This is a genomic window from Pollutimonas bauzanensis (assembly GCF_900129885.1).
GTDB classification, from domain to species: domain Bacteria; phylum Pseudomonadota; class Gammaproteobacteria; order Burkholderiales; family Burkholderiaceae_B; genus Pollutimonas; species Pollutimonas bauzanensis.
The window spans coordinates 26,590-41,791 of sequence record NZ_FQXE01000002.1; the positions used below are offsets into that span (position 1 = coordinate 26,590).

Sequence of the window (15,202 nt, forward strand, 5' to 3'; positions counted from 1 at the left end):
ATCAGTTGAACGAAACCTTGTCCAGGCGGATCATGCCGTCGGGAAAGGGATCGAAGCCCTGGACTTTCTTGTTGACGGCGAAAGGCCATGGCTGATAGTAAATATACATGCTGGGCAGCTCGTCCTGCAGTATGGCCTGGGCCTCGTCATAGACGGCCTTGCGCTTGGCCTGGTCGGATATCGTCCGCGCCTTGTCCAGGAGCTCATCGACCTTGGGGTTGCAATATTTGCTGTCGTTCAGCGTGCCCTTGCAAGTGACGAAGGAATAGATGTTGCCGTCGGGATCGACCCGGCCCGACCAGCCGCGCATATCGACCTGGAAATTGCCTTTCGCCGATTCCGCCAGCATCGCGGCGTATTCGGTGGGCCGCAGGCTCACCTGGAAGCCCGCCTGGCCGGCCATGGCCTGCACCATTTCGGCCGTGGACTGCTCTATGGTGTTATTCGCGAACGTGAGTTCCACCTTGGCGTTTTCCTGGCCCGCTTCCTTGAGCAGCGCCCTGGCCTTGTTGATATCGGGCGCGGTCACGGGGAACTTGTCGCTATGATAGGGGCTGGCCAGCGGGAAGGGCTGCTGCGCCGGCGGGAAAATGCCGCCGCCTATCACGTCCCCTATGGCCTGGCGGTCTATGGTCAGCTGGAAGGCCTGCCGCACGCGCTTGTCCTTGAACGGACTGGTCTTGGCGCGCTCGCCATTGCCGACATTGAACATGAACTGGCGGAAACCCAGGCCGGTGACGGGCTTGAATGCCAGGTTGGCATTTTCCTTGACCTGCGGCACGTCAGAGGGATTCAGGCGTTCCAGGATGTCTATGCCGCCCGAGCGCAGGTTGGACAGGCGCACCGTCGAGTCGGGTATCGCCAGGAATATGACCTTGTCGAACGCAAAATCCTTGGCGTCGTAATACTTGTCGAATTTCTCCAGCACGATGCGGTCGTTCTGGACGCGCTCGACAAACTTGAAAGGCCCGGAGCAGACCGGATGGCGGCCCACGTCCGAAGCGCTGTCGGCCCCCGCGAAACTCTTGGGCGAAAGCATCATCCCGGCCCTGTCCGACAACTGCGCCAGCAAAGGAGCGTCGGGCTGCTTGACGGTGATGACCAGGGTGGCGGCATCGGGCGCGTCGACCTGCTTGACCGAGGCCAGCTCGCTCTTGCGCTGGCTGCCCGGCAAGGTCAGGGCCCGGTCCAGATTGGCCTTGGCCGCCGCCGCGTCGAACTTGCTGCCATCGTGGAACACGACATCATCGCGCAGCTTGAAGGTCAGCTGCGTATTGTCGTCATTCCAGGACCAGGATTTGGCCAGCCGGGGCACGAACTGCAGCTTGGCGTCGATGTCCACCAGCTTGTCGCACAAAGAAGTGAATACGATGCGCGCCGCGTAAGTGCGCGAGCGGTGGGGGTCCAGGGTGTCGGGGTCGTCCTGCATCCCTATGCGCAGCACCTGCGCATGGCTGGCGGCCGCCGCGGCGCCCAGCAAAAGACTGCCCAGCAATAGCGTCGTTCTTTTCATTTCCCTGCCTCCTGATTGGCTTCAAAATCCAACGGCCTGGCCGTCCCTGCGGCCATCGCTGGCGGCCACGTACCCCGCATCCTTGTCGTCCTCGGACAGCCGCCAGATGAACTGCCCGGCGCCGAAATCCATGTAGGGATCGTAAACGGACTTGAAGGTGTGCCCGAGGCCCTTGAGGCCCTCGACCACATCGGCGTTCATATTGGGCTCAATATCCAGCGTAAAGTCGCGGTTCACCTTCCAGCGCGGCGCGCAGCATGCCGCCTGTGGCTGCTGGTCGTAATCGATCATGCGCACCAGCGTCTGCATATGCCCCTGCGGCTGCATATCCCCGCCCATCACGCCGAAGCTCATGACCGGCTTGCCGTTCTTGCTCAGGAAGCCCGGGATGATGGTGTGGAACGGCCGCTTGCCGCCCTCGACCACATTCGGCGAGGCGGGATCCATGGAAAACCCCACGCCGCGGTTCTGCAGGCTTATGCCCGTGCCCGGCACCACGACACCCGACCCGAAACCCATGTAATTCGATTGAATGAATGAAATCATCATACCGCTTTCATCGGCGGCGGAAAGATAAATCGTGCCGCCGGCGGGCAGGCGCCCCGCCTCGTGGAACGTGGCCTGGTCCAGGCGGATGAGCCTGGCCCGGCTGTCCAGGTAATCGTCGTCCAGCATCTGCGCCGGCGTCACCGTCATGCCGCGCGGGTCGGCCGCGTAGCGGTACAGGTCGGCGAAAGCCAGCTTCATGGCTTCTATCTGGATGTGCTGCGACTGCAGGGAATCCACGGGAAAGTTGCGCAAATCCAGGCGCTCGGCGATGCCCAGGGCAACCAGCGCCGCAATGCCCTGGCCGTTGGGCGGAATCTCGTGCACGGTATAGCCGTGGTAATCCTTGGACAGGGGCTCGACCCATTCGGGGCGGTAGCTGCGCAGATCGTCCAGCGTCAGCGCGCCGTTTCCTTCGCGGCTGAACGCGGCGATCTTCTCGGCCAGCTCGCCCTCGTAGAAGTCGCGGCCGTGGCTTTGCGCGATACGCTTCAATGTGCCCGCGGCATCGGCGAAACGGAAGTTCTCGCCGATGGCGGGCGCCCGCCCGCCAGGCATGAAAGCCTGGGCGAAGCCGGGCTGGTCTTTCAACTCGTCGGCGGCCTTGGCCCATTTGCCTGCCACGATGGGCGGCACGGCATAACCCCGTTCGGCGATTTCAATGGCCGGCTCGAACAGCGCGTCGAAAGGCAGCTTGCCGAATTTGCCGTGCAATGCCGCCCAGCCGGCCACCACGCCAGGGACGGTCACTGTGTCCCAGCCGCGCTTGGGCTGCTTGGCCAGGCCGTCCGGGCCGCTGCCGTACTTGCGCTTGAAATATTCGACATTCCAGGCCGCGGGAGCCGGGCCCGAAGAATTCAGACCATGCAGCTTCTTGCCGTCCCACAGAATGGCGAAGCAGTCCCCGCCTATGCCGCAGGACACCGGCTCGACCAGCGTGATGGTGGCGGCGGCGGCAATCGCGGCGTCGACGGCATTGCCGCCCTTGAGCATCATGCGCAAGCCGGCCTGGGCCGCCAGAGGATGCGAAGTGGCCACCACATTGCGCGCGAACAAGGGCGTGCGGGTGGACGGATAAGGATTGGCCCAATTGAAGTTTTTCATGTCGGTAAGAAAGTGTGGCTCAGGCCCAGTAAGCTACTATCAAATTGGCATTACATCAATTTAATTTTCTATTCTCTCAAACAAGTTTTCCTTATGAGTACCATACGTTTCCTGCGCACTTTCACCGCCGTCGCGCGGCTGGGCTCGTTTTCGGACGCCGCCGAGCATGTGGGCCTGACCCAGGCGGCGGTGAGCCTGCAGATGCGGGCGCTGGAAGAAGAGTTCGGCCGCGAGCTGTTCGATCGCAGCGGCAGGCTGGCGCTGCTGAATCCGGCGGGCCAGGAACTGCTGCCGGAAATCAAGAAGCTGCTGGAGCTCTACGACCGGATACGCCTGCCCAAGGCCCCATCGGGCCAGTTCGTGGGCCAGCTGACGATAGGCGCCATTGTTTCCTGCATGAGCATACTCGCCAGGATAGTCTCGCAGCTGAAAAGCGAACACAAAGGCCTGGGCATCCGCCTGGTGTCGGGCAAATCCAGCGAACTGACGCACAAGGTCGAGCACGGCGAAATCGACGCGGCCATCGTCGTCGGCGCGGGCAAGCGGCTGGCTGGCATCCGCTGGGCCATGCTGTACCAGGAGCCGTTGCGCCTGATAGCCCCGGCGTCGATCGTCGGCGACGATCCACGGGAGATATTGGCCGGGAATCCCTTTCTGCGCTTCGACCGCAGCCAGCATACGGGCCGCCAGATCGACCGGGTGCTGCAGAAAATGGGCGTCATCACCGACGATTTCCTCGAGCTCAACGCCATCGAACAATTGCTGGGCCTGGTGCGGCAAGAAGTGGGCGTCACGATACTGCCCCTGCTCCACACCCTGGACTGGAACGGGATGCACGACCTGCGCCTCCTGCCGCTGCCGAATGAACTAGGCCCCCTGACGCGCGACATCGGCCTGCTCGAGCGGCGCGACAGCAGGCAGCAAGGCGTCACGCAGGCCATTTATGAGTCGTACAAGGATATCGCTGCCAAGACTTGAGCCACATGCGCGGCCCAGCTGCCCTCACTTCTTCCCGTAGGTGGCGTCGTGGTCGGGCGGAATGGCCAGCAGGCGGATGAAGTCACCCTCGCGATAAGCCACGGCCCGTCGCGACTGGGTGATGCGCAGGCTATAGAGAGCATCAATGCCGGGCGGTGGCTTGAGACTGGTGATTTTTTCCCAGTGCAAACCTTGGTCGCGATAAACCTGCTTCCAGGTTAACTGATGCAGCTTGGCCAAGGTGTTCAGCGCCGCATGGCGCTCGGTCCTCTGCAAGTCGAGCAAGTCGCGCTGGAAAATGGGGTTGTTCAGATCCAGCCGAACCCTGGTATCGGACTCAGGCCGGCTCATCGCGCAGGCGCTTCAGTAGATCGTCGGCGGTATCGTCGCGCGCGGGATGGGTCTGTGCCCAGTCCAAGGCTACGCGCAAAGCGCCGGCGGTCTGCTCGCTGTGCAGCCAGCGCTCGTTGTCGGGGATAACAGTGGCGGTGCGCACCAGCCACACGCCCGGCCCCTGTTCTTCCACCAGCACCTGACGTCCGGCGAATTGCTTGCCCAGTGAAATCTGCCCGTTGGCGCCGACGAGCTTCACTACGGGGGAGGATGTATGCGTGGGCATGGAAAACTCCGTTGTGCACTAAAATACTAAGGCACTATAGCACCAAAGCAGGCGGATCGCTATAATACTATCTCAGTAGTACTGCAGAACGCCACTGGCGGCGGGAAGTGTGCCGCGCAGACTTACGCTGTCGATCGCCGTGTGCGAATTCCTGTGTCGCGACGGGTGTATCCGGTTCGGGCTAACTCCGGCTCATATTCCGCTTAGTGGGGGCAGGGTTTCGCAAAAGGAAGCCCGCTGCGATGCCCGAATAAACCATAGCTCAAGCTGCGGCCGGTTCATTCGCCACTTCCAGACGGTATGCCGTCGCTCCGCGTAACCCAGAACCGCAAGCAGCGCCAGAGACCCGGCGTCTATGTTCGCATACACGCCATCGGCCACGTCGCGCTCCAGCGCGTCGGCAATCCGGTTTGCCCTGGTGGCCTCCAGGGACAGGACGGACGGACTGCGCTCAGCTTCCGGCCGCCGCAATTCCCTGTTCCAGACCGCGATCCCATCGAGAAGACCGAGCACACGCCCATACGCGGCCAGACCCTGCGCATCGCCAGGAAGCATGGCCGGCTCGCTTCCGTGTTCATCGAGCCATCCCAGAATCAGGGTGGTCTCGGTAAGAGTCGTTCCATCGCGCAGCACGAGCGCCGGCACCCGGCCAACGGGATTGTGAGGCAGCACCGCCGCGGCGGGATCGCGCAGCGTAGTTGTCGCCTCTCTTACCTGCGGCATCAGCCCACGCTCGCGCAGCGCCATGCGGCAGATGCGGGCATAAGGAGAACCCTCGGAATAGAAAAGCTGGGGCGCGGCAGACGAAGTGGAAAGCGGCATAAATGAGTCACCCTTCTCTTGCAAGTTTTTAATATCCGACGATGAGGTCGATAGGGTCGGGGTCAGCAATCGGGAAATGTTCGCCTGTCATAGCGCACTGCCACCACCAAACGGTAATCATCGCTCTTGTTTTCACTTGATCGACGCCAGCATCTCCTTGCGCAAGATGGCATTGATACGGGACTGATAACCCTTGCCCTGCGAGCGCAGCCAGGCCAGTACGTCGGAGTCGATGCGAACAGTCGTCGAGGTCTTGGTTGGCCGGTTCAGTGGATTGCGCAGCGCTTGGGTCCAGAATACTTCATCCAGCGCAGGCTGCTCGCTGTAGTCGATACCTTCGTCGGGCCGCTCGCGCAACGCACGTTACTACAAAATCGTTGTTTATTCAGGATTGTATAGCGGCATCCTTTCCGTATCGAGAGCGCCGCCCTGCCGCCTGCGGAGAGCGGGTCATTGATTCCGGCGCACAAGAGCTACATCCGATCCAACACCGGTACATCGTCTTCAGAAAACCGTCCTGCAAAAACAAAGCCCGCCGAAGCGAGCTTTCTTTATCTAAAACTTACCCTATGCCACTTGGATCGGATTAATTTAAGCGTTCACGGAAAAACGGCGACTCGGCGATGGAAAAGAAGAAGGCTTAGATTGAGTCACATCCTTGACTTCCCCACCTATGGCCTTTGCGATCATTTCCGCACGAATCGCGGCCAACTGATCAGAATGAGTGGTCGGAAGGGCCAAATTTTTCAATGCATTAGCAAACGAACTAGTAATCGTTGCAACGCCGGATTCATAAATTGTGGCAACAAGCCGGCCATTCACCATAACCTGTTTAATCGCCTTTTCGGGTGCATTGTCGGCCAAGCCAGTATTCTGCGGGGAATTCAGGTCTTCCATCGCTTTCTGAAACATCCGATTTGATTCAGCCATATAGGACGCAGAAGGCTGCTTGCCTTGTGGGAACGTAGCAAGAGACCGCGCAGCAACCTTATTGGCGCCAAGCTCGAATGCTCCCGCGGGATAGCCACGCCCATTGACTGAAATACTCATAAATCCCCCCAATATTCAGCTATTTAAGTTTAAAGGTAGTTACACCATCACCAAGCTGGAACCTGGATATGTTCCATACAAGGCCTCATCGATATTCAGCAGTAGGGATAGATCAACTGCATTATTACTCCTTGTTATATCAAAACCAAAGAGACGATTTTGTAACCTATGCTAACATTAAGAATGTATTTATTGCAACGCCCAGCATACCCACCATTTGCGCTGCATCAAGGAAGAGAAAATGGCTTTGAAGCGAAACCCGGCGAAAGCCGGATCTAGGTTCGACACTTCCTGGCGTGTACCTCAGTCTCTCCTCGGGACAGGGAAGACCGAGACCTTTCGCCGCCGGGATGGAACCCCGGCGGGTAGAAGATGATTCGCGCGCTGGGAGTCCCGCAGGCCTACGGAACTAAAATGCCATGCAAGCTGCTCGGTTTGCATGGCACATGGGCGTATTGAACGTCTCAGGGTGCCCTGGGTGCGCTGCGGCGCTTGCGCGGCGGCTGCGCTTGGCATTTGCGGATTCAACTGGCAATGCGCCTTTACACTCGGGATAGCGCAAAACATGACCAGAACGGGCCATTCTTGGCTATGCGTTGGCGCGTGGCCCAGCCGCATAGTCGACACGGCGGGAGTCAATGCTTAGCGGATGGACGCATCGTTCAACACTGACAGCCATCAAAAAAACCGTCAGACGTTAAACAAGAAATTCAGCACATCCCCATCCTTGACCACATATTCCTTCCCTTCGGCGCGCATTTTGCCCGCTTCCTTGGCGCCCTGCTCGCCCTTGAAGGCGATGAAGTCGTCGTAGGCTATGGTCTGGGCGCGGATGAAGCCGCGTTCGAAGTCGGTGTGGATGACGCCGGCCGCCTTGGGGGCGGTGTCGCCGATATGGATGGTCCAGGCGCGCACTTCCTTGACGCCGGCGGTGAAGTAGGTTTGCAGCCCCAGCAGGCGGTAGCCGGCGCGGATGACGCGGTTCAGGCCGGGCTCGTCCATGCCGATGTCAGCCAGGAAGATGCTTTTGTCTTCGTCGTCCAGGTCGGCGATATCGGCCTCGACCGCCGCGCAGACGGCGACCACGGGCGAGTTCTCGGCCTCGGCGTATTTTTGCACCGCGGCCAGATGCGGATTGTTTTCGAAGCCGTCTTCCTTGACGTTGGCCACATACATGGACGGCTTGGCCGTGATGAAGCACAAGGGCTTGAGCAGCGCCATGTCGTCCGCGTCCAGCCCCATGGAACGCACCGGGCGCGCTTCATTCAGCACGGGCAGGACTTTCTCGAGCAGCGCCACCATCTTGATGGCGTCCTTGTCTCCAGCCCGCGCGGTTTTCTGGTGGCGGTGCAGGGCTTTTTCGGCGGCGCTCAGGTCGGCCAGGGCCAGCTCGGTGTTGATGACTTCGATATCGGACAGGGGGTTGATCGCGCCGGCGACGTGGATCACGTTTTCGTCTTCGAAGCAGCGCACCACATGCACGATGGCGTCGGTTTCCCGGATGTTGGCCAGGAACTGGTTGCCCAGCCCCTCGCCCTTGGACGCGCCGGCCACCAGGCCGGCGATGTCGACGAATTCCACCACGGCCGGCACGACCCGTTCGGGCTTGACGATGGCCGCCAGGGCCGCCATGCGCGGGTCGGGGACCTCCACCACGCCGACGTTGGGTTCGATCGTGCAGAAAGGATAGTTCTCGGCGGCAATGCCAGCCTTGGTCAACGCATTAAAAAGTGTCGATTTTCCTACGTTGGGTAAACCAACAATGCCACATTGCAAAGCCATGAGTGTCCTGGAATAAGATAAAAGCGAAAGGGCCTATTGTAGGTCGGGTCGGTCCGATTGGCACGCGCGGCGTGCCAGGCCGGGCGCCGGTATCGCCGCAAGCGGCCGCATCAGGCCACCATTTCCGGCACAAACCGCAGCACCAGCCACACCAGCAGCAGAGGCCCGCCATTGAAAATGCCGTGCAGCAGCATGCTTGCGCCTATACCGCGCTTGACGCGCAGCCAGCCCAGCACCAGGCCGGTCAGCCATTGCGGCAATACCAGCAGCGGCATCAGCCACAGCGGCGTTTGATGCAGATTGAAGTTATAGAGGTGCACGGCGGCGAACAGCAGCGAGGTCGCGTGGAACACCCAGGGAAAGCAGCGGCGGTAAAGCAGGCGATGGCGCCAGGCCAGACTGCGGCGGGCGCAGGGCATGCCGAACAGGTAAGGCAGCCAGCACACCACGAAGATTCCCGTCACCAGCAGAATGGCCGACCATTGCGGCCCCATCAGCATCGCGCCGACGGCCGCGGGCACCAGCCACCAGGCTTGCGCGATGCGCCGCAAGCCGTAGCGAAACACCAGCTCTTCGACGACAGGCGCCCACAGCAAGGCCTGCAGCCAGGGAATATTATGGATGTCCAGCCGGTGGGTCGCCCCGCCCGCCCCCGCCGCCATGACCGCGATAGGCCCCAGGAAGGCCAGGTTGACGGCCCACAGGAAACACGCCCATTTGCACAGGCGGCCTATAGCCAGGCCGGGAAACCAGTCTTCCCACCAGCCGCTGCCCGCATGGCGGCCCGGCAGGCGCGGCCCGAAGCGCGGGCGCAGGGCGAAGCGGAAAAAGTCGCGCAATTCGTCGCGAAAAAGCAAGACCTGGCGGCCGTCACCCACGATTGGCCTCGTGCAGCTGACTGGTGGCCTGCTGGTATTCGCCACGCAGCAGGGCCGGGACAATGGCGCGGCAGCGGTCTATGGCCGCCACGATTTCCTGCAGCTCGTCGCGCCGCGGCGGGCTGAGCACAAAAGCCGCGACCTGCTGCGCCACCCCCAGGGTGCGCGGGTGGCCTATGCCCAGGCGCAAGCGCCAGAAATCCGGGCTGGAGAAAGCCGCCTGGATGTCCCGCAAGCCGTTATGGCCGGCATGGCCGCCCCCCTGCTTGAGCTTGGCGTTGCCGGGCAGCAGGTCCAGTTCGTCGTGCAGTACCAGCACCTGTTCCGGCGCCAGCTTGTAGAAGCGCATCAAGGCGCCCGCCGCCTGGCCGGAGCGGTTCATGAAGGTGGTGGGCTTGGCGACCATGACGGCATCGCCCTCGAAGCGCGCCTTGGCGACCCAGGCCGAAAACCCTTTCTCCAGCGTGTAGCTGGCTTTCAGGTCGTCGGCCAGGTGGTCGGCCAGCCAGAAGCCGGCATTGTGCCGGGTAGTTTCGTATTCGGGGCCGGGATTGCCCAGGCCGATAATCAGGCGTATGGGTGGTGTCATGGACAGCCTACAAAGAGAAACCCCTGTCAGCTTACGCTAGGCAGGGGTTTTGCCGCACACCGTCTGACAGCCAGGCGTCAGAACCGTGTGAAGATAAGCGACTTATTCGGCTGCGGGAGTATCTTCCGAAGCTGTGTCATCGCTGCTGGCGCTGCCCGCCTTGACGTGGGCTGCCGCCACGACAGGGTTGACGTCGCCGCCGTGGGCGGCCAACACCACGCCCTTGGGCAGGACGATGTCGGACATGTGCAGCGTGGTGCCGGCCAGCAGCCCGCCCAGGTCGACTTCGATGAACTGGGGCAGGTTGGCGGGCAGGCAGACGACTTCGACTTCGGTCAGCACGTGGCTGATGATGGCCGCGCTGAGCTTGACGGCGGGCGATGTCTCGGCGTTGACGAAGTGCAAAGGCACTTTGGTGGTCAGGGCTTGCGAAGCATCGACGCGCTGGAAGTCGACGTGCAGGACCAGTTGCTTGTACGGGTGCCATTGCACGGCGCGCAGCAAGACCTGCCCGGCCGATTTGCCGTCCAGTTCCATGCCGAGGATGGATGCATGGAAGGACTCTTTGCGCAAAGCGTGATAGATCTCGTTGTGGTCGAGCTCGATGCTTATCGGCTCGGCGGTACCGCCATAAACGATGGCTGGAACACGGCCAGCGTGGCGCAGGCGGCGGCTCGCACTCGTACCCTTATCGCTACGCGAAGTGGCGTTGAATTTCATGGAAGACTCCAAAAACTGGGTGGGCTGGGTAGCCCGTTGGTAAACGCAGCCGGGAAGGGCTGCGAGCGACTGCTGCCTGCCGCGACCAGCAGGCAACGGTATGGTTCAATCGACGAAAAGGGAACTGACCGATTCGGCGTGGGAAATACGCAATATGGTTTCGCCCAGCAATGAAGCGCAGGAAAGCTGGCGGATTTTCTTGCAGGCGCGCGCCGCTTCCGAAAGGGGAATCGTGTCGGTGACGACCAATTCGTCGAGTTCGGATTCGGCGATGCGCTGCACGGCGCCGCCCGACAGCACGGGATGCGTGCAATAGGCGTAGACCGTGACCGCGCCGCGCTCTTTGAGCGCCTGCGCGGCCTTGCACAGGGTGCCGGCGGTGTCGACCATGTCATCCATGATGATACAGGTGCGGCCATCGACCTCGCCGATGATGTTCATGACCTCGGACACATTGGCGCGCGGACGGCGCTTGTCGATGATGGCCAGGTCGGCTTCCAGCTGCTTGGCCAGCGCGCGGGCGCGGACCACGCCGCCGATATCGGGGGACACCACGACCAGGTCCTGGTAATTGCGGCGCCAGATGTCGCCCAGCAGGATGGGACCGGCGTATATGTTGTCGACCGGGATATCGAAGAAGCCCTGGATCTGGTCGGCGTGCAAGTCCATCGTCATGACGCGGTCGACGCCCACGACCTGCAGCATATTGGCCACTACCTTGGCCGATATGGAGACGCGGGCGGAGCGCGGGCGGCGGTCCTGGCGGGCATAGCCGAAATAGGGAATCGCCGCGGTGATCTTGCCGGCGGAAGCGCGTCGCAGGGCATCGACCATCACCATGATTTCCATCAGGCTGTCGTTGGTCGGGGCGCAGGTGGGCTGCAGCACGAAGACGTCCTTGCCGCGAACATTTTCATTGATTTCGACCATGACTTCGCCGTCAGAGAAACGACCTACCGTCATTTTTCCGAGCGACATATCGAGGTGATTTGCAACATCGACCGCTAACCGAGTGTTAGCCGTGCCGGTAAAAATCATGAATCTGTCGTGTGTCATGATGGACGCTAAAGTTGGCGTTGCGTTAAACAACAAAGCTGTTGACCAGCACCGCCGTTAGGGGCCGACTCAACAGCTTTACGTTGAAGCAAGCCTGTATGGCTTGAAAAAGTGGCTGGGGAAGAAGGATTCGAACCTTCGCATGCTGGAATCAAAATCCAGTGCCTTAACCAGCTTGGCGATTCCCCAATTCAACTGCTTGTCCAGTGTCGTAGCGGATGCTCATGCAACCCGGGGCAAGCCCAGGCGTTTTGAACCGCCGCTGCGTTGTCGTTTTCACGATTCAGCATTTTACCGATAATTTCCCGCTGACACACTGCCGCTAGCTCGAGCGTTACAAATTCAACAAAAAAGCAGGCGCCGGAACCGGTCATTCTTGCATCCAGACCCTGCTGCCTAAGCCACATTGCGGCTTCGTGCACCCGCGGGTAGTTTGCAAAAACCACTGATTCCAAATCGTTGCGCCCAAAAAGGCCGGGTGTTGCCTGGCCTTGTTCCGGTGCATTGATTGTTTGCCAATCAGTAAAGACCGACATTTTGACCGAAGGCGTATCTCTTGTCAAATCGGGTGAAGAAAACACCTCCGCGGTCGGCACATTCTGCGTCGGCTGCACAACAAGATAGGCGCGGTCGGGCAATGCCAGGGGCGCAAGCCGCTCGCCTATTCCCTCGGCAAAAGCCGGCTGGCCGTAGATGAACACCGGCACATCGGCGCCCAGCGGCAGGGCCAGTTGCATCAGTTGCGCGCGCGTCAATCGGGTCTGCCAAAGTCGGTTGAGGGCGATCAGCGTGCTCGCCGCATCGCTGGAGCCCCCGCCCAGCCCCCCGCCGGAGGGAATCCGCTTCTGGTAGCGTATCTGCGCGCCCAGCGGGGTGCCGGTCGCCTTCTGCAATGCACGGGCGGCGCGCACCACCAGGTCGTCCTCGGCGGCGAGCCCGGCGACCTGCCCGCCCTCGCGCACGATCCGGCCGTCGCCGCGCTGGTCGAAATCCAGCGTATCGCACAGGCCGATGAAGCGAAAGGCGGTTTGCAGCAGATGGTAGCCGTCGTCGCGGCGCCCCGTCACATGCAGGAAGAGATTGATCTTGGCCGGAGCCGGGACATCATACAAAGAAGCCACGCCGCGCCCCGCTCAGCCGCCGTCCACCACCAGGCGAACGCTGATGGCGCGATTGGCGTCGCTGCGGTTGAGCTGCAGCAGGGTGGGACCCTGCGCATCGTAGCGCGACAGCTGCACCCGCCAGCCATCCTGGCTGAACGACGCCGGCTGGCCGCCGCCGTTTTTTTCCAGCCCCGCGACGCTGCCTTTGCCCGTGCGGCCCTGCAGCCAGTCGCGCAGGCCCCCCACCGGTATGGGGCTGCCCAGCGCAAGCTCCACCAGCGTATCGGGATGCTCGGCCTGTTCGATCGAGCCATTGCTGCGGGTGAGCGTGGCCAGGCCGGGCTCCACCTGGACCCGCGCCAGGGTATTGCCCAGCGGGTTGGCCAGGTCCAGCATGAGCGCGCGGCCGGTATCGTGCCAGGCGAAGCCCCCCTGCACGGCGTCCCGCCTGCCGTCCGCGTAATTGACGCTAACGGCGAACCGGCCACTGCGGTCGAATGCCTGGCCGGGGGCGCCCTTGTCGATTCGCGGCGGCGTGGCGCAAGCCGCCAGCAGAAGGCAAAGCAGGCCGGCGCAGCACCAGGCCCAGCCGCGCCGCATGAAGGAAAGACTCATTGCAGCGTGACTCCCAGGCGCTTCAGGGTCTTGAGCAATGTCTCGTTCTGGGGATCCTTGGCCATCCCGGCGCTCCAGATGCGCCGGGCTTCATCGCCGCGCTTGGTGACCCATAGCACTTCGCCCAGATGGGCCGCCACATCCGCCGACGGCAGCTGATCGTAGGAACGCTGCAGATATTCCAGCGCCGCCTCGTAGTCGCCGCTGCGGTACAGGTACCAGCCCACGCTGTCCAGGATGAAGGGATTGCCGGGATCGAGGTCGAGCGCGCGCTCCAGCAGGTCCTGGGCCTCGTCCAGCTTGCGGTTCTGGTCGGCGTAGGTGTAGCCCAGCGAGTTATAGGCGTTGGCGTTATTCGGATCCAGCTCTATGACGCGCTTCATCAGCTTTTCGAATTCCTCGTACTTGCCCTGCCTTTCGTACAGCATGGCCAGGTCGTACTTGATCTCGGACGTGTCCGGCATGGCGGCGTCGGCCTTGGCCAGGATCTCGACGGCCATGTCGGTGCGCCCCGCTTCGCGGTAAATGGAGGCGAGCGTCAGGGCGACGACCGAACGCTCGTGGTGATCCTGGGGCTTGAGGGCGTCGATGCTGCGCCGCGCCTGCGCCAGATTGCCCTGCTTGGCCTGCAGCACCGCCTTGTGTATCTGCGCCTGGAAGCGCAGGGAACCTTCGTCGATCAGGTCGAGCTGGGCGATGGCGTCGCCCAGCCGGTTCTGCTTCTCGGCGATCTGCACCAGCAGCAGGCGGGCGTCGGAGGCATCGGCGGCGGCATTGCTGGCCTTGTCGTTGACGGACTTGCGGCGCTGCGTCTGGACACTGATATATTCTTCCAGCAGGGCCTGGGCCTGCGGATAGCGCTCGGCCCGCATATTCACTTCGGCCTCGGTGTAGAGCAGGTCGAAATCCTCGGGCGCCTGCTGGCGCATGGCCTTTACCTGCGCCAGGGCGGCGTTGAAGTCATTGCGGTCCACCAAGCGGTTGACCAGCAAGAGCTGCAGCTTGCGGCTGTCGGGATGCTTGGCGATATAGGCGCGGGTTTCGTTGATGGCGGCGACGGAATCCACCTTCAGGCCGTATTCGAGCACGCGCTGGGCGGTGACCTCGGACTCGGGGTCGAGCGCCAGGGCCCGGCGCGCCTCGGCCAGCGCCCGCGCGGGGTCGGCGGCCGCCCAGGCCGCATCGGCGAGCGCCAGGTGCGCCACGGGCAGCGAACGTACCGACGGATGCAGGGCTTTTTCCAGCACATCCAATGCCATGCGCTTGTCGGCCATCTTGCTGACGATGGCCGAGGCCTGGATGATGGCCTGCTCTTTGTTTTCGGCCTTTTCTATGCGCGTGCCGAGCGCGGCCGCCAGCCCCGCGGTCTGGCCATTGGAGGCGGCCAGCGCCAGCGACGAGGCCACCGCTTCCGGATCGTTGGGCGCCAGCAGAACCCAGGCGCGCGCCGCCTGCAGCGAACGCGCCAGGTCGCGATCGGCCATGGAAAACTGAAAGGCCCGTTTGGCCAGACGCGGATCGGAGGTCTCGCGGGCCAGGTCGAGCAGGGTCTGGCTGGCCATATCGTACTGGCTGCGCTGCGCCGCGATTTCAGATGCCAGTATCCGATAAAGGATATCGGCGGTAAGCTTGACCGCGGGCAGTTCGCCCGAGCGCAGGCGTATCTGTTCGATCTGCTCGCGTGTCCTGGCGGCCTCGGCCGAACAGGCCGGCCCGGACCAGGACACAAAAACAGGCGCAAACAGCATTAACAGCAGAGGAATTGAACGTTTCATTAAAGAGAACCACCGCCGCTGCGCCGGGAATAAAGCGTCAGATGGCAAAATT

At 62.0% G+C, this 15,202-nt stretch carries 16 protein-coding genes and 1 tRNA gene; 1 reads left to right on the forward strand and 16 read right to left on the reverse strand.

All coding sequences use genetic code 11. The annotated features are described in order from the left end of the window. Position 1: 1 nt before the first annotated feature. Together BUB23_RS03300 and BUB23_RS03305 are read right to left on the reverse strand one after the other, a co-directional pair. Positions 2 to 1,513 (reverse strand): ABC transporter substrate-binding protein, encoded by a 1,512-nt coding sequence (locus tag BUB23_RS03300; RefSeq protein ID WP_073101688.1) that lies wholly within the window; start codon positions 1,511 to 1,513, stop codon positions 2 to 4. Between the two features lie 21 nt (positions 1,514 to 1,534). Further along, entirely contained in the window at positions 1,535 to 3,163 is a 1,629-nt protein-coding gene (locus tag BUB23_RS03305; protein ID WP_073101689.1) for a gamma-glutamyltransferase family protein, read from the reverse strand. Positions 3,164 to 3,256: 93 nt separating this feature from the next. Here BUB23_RS03305 and BUB23_RS03310 point away from each other — a divergent pair, with 93 nt between their 5' ends. Beyond that, positions 3,257 to 4,141, forward strand: a complete 885-nt coding sequence (locus BUB23_RS03310; protein ID WP_073101690.1) for a LysR family transcriptional regulator — start codon at positions 3,257 to 3,259, stop codon at positions 4,139 to 4,141. Positions 4,142 to 4,165: 24 nt separating this feature from the next. Here BUB23_RS03310 and BUB23_RS03315 read toward each other — a convergent pair whose 3' ends face one another. From BUB23_RS03315 to BUB23_RS03380, 14 genes are all read right to left on the reverse strand, one after another. After that, the gene (locus BUB23_RS03315) at positions 4,166 to 4,492 is read right to left on the reverse strand and encodes a hypothetical protein (RefSeq protein WP_073101691.1); all 327 of its coding nucleotides are present in this window, start codon (positions 4,490 to 4,492) and stop codon (positions 4,166 to 4,168) included. Continuing rightward, entirely contained in the window at positions 4,479 to 4,760 is a 282-nt protein-coding gene (locus BUB23_RS03320; RefSeq protein ID WP_073101692.1) for a hypothetical protein, read from the reverse strand. The genes BUB23_RS03315 and BUB23_RS03320 overlap by 14 nt, the downstream gene beginning before the upstream one ends. A gap of 192 nt (positions 4,761 to 4,952) precedes the next feature. Next, entirely contained in the window at positions 4,953 to 5,651 is a 699-nt protein-coding gene (locus BUB23_RS03325; protein WP_073101693.1) for a glutathione S-transferase N-terminal domain-containing protein, read from the reverse strand. 63 nt (positions 5,652 to 5,714) lie between these two features. Then, entirely contained in the window at positions 5,715 to 5,939 is a 225-nt protein-coding gene (locus BUB23_RS03330) for a BrnA antitoxin family protein (RefSeq protein ID WP_073101694.1), read from the reverse strand. A gap of 234 nt (positions 5,940 to 6,173) precedes the next feature. Further along, entirely contained in the window at positions 6,174 to 6,632 is a 459-nt protein-coding gene (locus tag BUB23_RS03335) for a hypothetical protein (protein ID WP_143160864.1), read from the reverse strand. A gap of 690 nt (positions 6,633 to 7,322) precedes the next feature. Further along, complete coding sequence (gene ychF, locus BUB23_RS03340; RefSeq protein ID WP_073101696.1) at positions 7,323 to 8,414, reverse strand: redox-regulated ATPase YchF; 1,092 nt, start codon at positions 8,412 to 8,414, stop codon at positions 7,323 to 7,325. A gap of 110 nt (positions 8,415 to 8,524) precedes the next feature. Further along, positions 8,525 to 9,292 carry a CPBP family glutamic-type intramembrane protease gene (locus BUB23_RS03345; RefSeq protein ID WP_245801147.1) on the reverse strand — a complete coding sequence of 256 codons (768 nt, stop codon included), beginning with the start codon at positions 9,290 to 9,292 and terminating at the stop codon, positions 8,525 to 8,527. Beyond that, complete coding sequence (pth, locus tag BUB23_RS03350) at positions 9,285 to 9,881, reverse strand: aminoacyl-tRNA hydrolase (protein ID WP_073101697.1); 597 nt, start codon at positions 9,879 to 9,881, stop codon at positions 9,285 to 9,287. The genes BUB23_RS03345 and pth overlap by 8 nt, the downstream gene beginning before the upstream one ends. A gap of 102 nt (positions 9,882 to 9,983) precedes the next feature. Then, positions 9,984 to 10,601, reverse strand: a complete 618-nt coding sequence (locus tag BUB23_RS03355) for a 50S ribosomal protein L25/general stress protein Ctc (protein WP_073101698.1) — start codon at positions 10,599 to 10,601, stop codon at positions 9,984 to 9,986. A 105-nt stretch (positions 10,602 to 10,706) separates the two neighbouring features. After that, positions 10,707 to 11,657, reverse strand: a complete 951-nt coding sequence (locus tag BUB23_RS03360; RefSeq protein WP_073101699.1) for a ribose-phosphate pyrophosphokinase — start codon at positions 11,655 to 11,657, stop codon at positions 10,707 to 10,709. Positions 11,658 to 11,769: 112 nt separating this feature from the next. Then, a tRNA-Gln gene (locus tag BUB23_RS03365) sits at positions 11,770 to 11,846 on the reverse strand. Positions 11,847 to 11,848: 2 nt separating this feature from the next. Next, complete coding sequence (gene ispE, locus BUB23_RS03370) at positions 11,849 to 12,778, reverse strand: 4-(cytidine 5'-diphospho)-2-C-methyl-D-erythritol kinase (RefSeq protein WP_073101700.1); 930 nt, start codon at positions 12,776 to 12,778, stop codon at positions 11,849 to 11,851. Between the two features lie 12 nt (positions 12,779 to 12,790). Further along, the gene (lolB, locus tag BUB23_RS03375) at positions 12,791 to 13,375 is read right to left on the reverse strand and encodes a lipoprotein insertase outer membrane protein LolB (RefSeq protein ID WP_073101701.1); all 585 of its coding nucleotides are present in this window, start codon (positions 13,373 to 13,375) and stop codon (positions 12,791 to 12,793) included. After that, positions 13,372 to 15,150 carry a tetratricopeptide repeat protein gene (locus BUB23_RS03380; RefSeq protein ID WP_073101702.1) on the reverse strand — a complete coding sequence of 593 codons (1,779 nt, stop codon included), beginning with the start codon at positions 15,148 to 15,150 and terminating at the stop codon, positions 13,372 to 13,374. The genes lolB and BUB23_RS03380 overlap by 4 nt, the downstream gene beginning before the upstream one ends. Positions 15,151 to 15,202 lie beyond the last annotated feature (52 nt).

Bases quoted from the DNA above. Each gene is read 5' to 3' on its own strand.
- BUB23_RS03300 (WP_073101688.1), bottom strand. From the start codon at position 1,513: ATGAAAAGAACGACGCTATTGCTGGGCAGTCTTTTGCTGGGCGCCGCG.
- BUB23_RS03305 (WP_073101689.1), bottom strand. From the start codon at position 3,163: ATGAAAAACTTCAATTGGGCCAATCCTTATCCGTCCACCCGCACGCCC.
- BUB23_RS03310 (WP_073101690.1), top strand. From the start codon at position 3,257: ATGAGTACCATACGTTTCCTGCGCACTTTCACCGCCGTCGCGCGGCTG.
- BUB23_RS03315 (WP_073101691.1), bottom strand. From the start codon at position 4,492: ATGAGCCGGCCTGAGTCCGATACCAGGGTTCGGCTGGATCTGAACAAC.
- BUB23_RS03320 (WP_073101692.1), bottom strand. From the start codon at position 4,760: ATGCCCACGCATACATCCTCCCCCGTAGTGAAGCTCGTCGGCGCCAAC.
- BUB23_RS03335 (WP_143160864.1), bottom strand. From the start codon at position 6,632: ATGAGTATTTCAGTCAATGGGCGTGGCTATCCCGCGGGAGCATTCGAG.
- ychF (WP_073101696.1), bottom strand. From the start codon at position 8,414: ATGGCTTTGCAATGTGGCATTGTTGGTTTACCCAACGTAGGAAAATCG.
- pth (WP_073101697.1), bottom strand. From the start codon at position 9,881: ATGACACCACCCATACGCCTGATTATCGGCCTGGGCAATCCCGGCCCC.
- BUB23_RS03355 (WP_073101698.1), bottom strand. From the start codon at position 10,601: ATGAAATTCAACGCCACTTCGCGTAGCGATAAGGGTACGAGTGCGAGC.
- BUB23_RS03360 (WP_073101699.1), bottom strand. From the start codon at position 11,657: ATGACACACGACAGATTCATGATTTTTACCGGCACGGCTAACACTCGG.
- lolB (WP_073101701.1), bottom strand. From the start codon at position 13,375: ATGAGTCTTTCCTTCATGCGGCGCGGCTGGGCCTGGTGCTGCGCCGGC.
- BUB23_RS03380 (WP_073101702.1), bottom strand. From the start codon at position 15,150: ATGAAACGTTCAATTCCTCTGCTGTTAATGCTGTTTGCGCCTGTTTTT.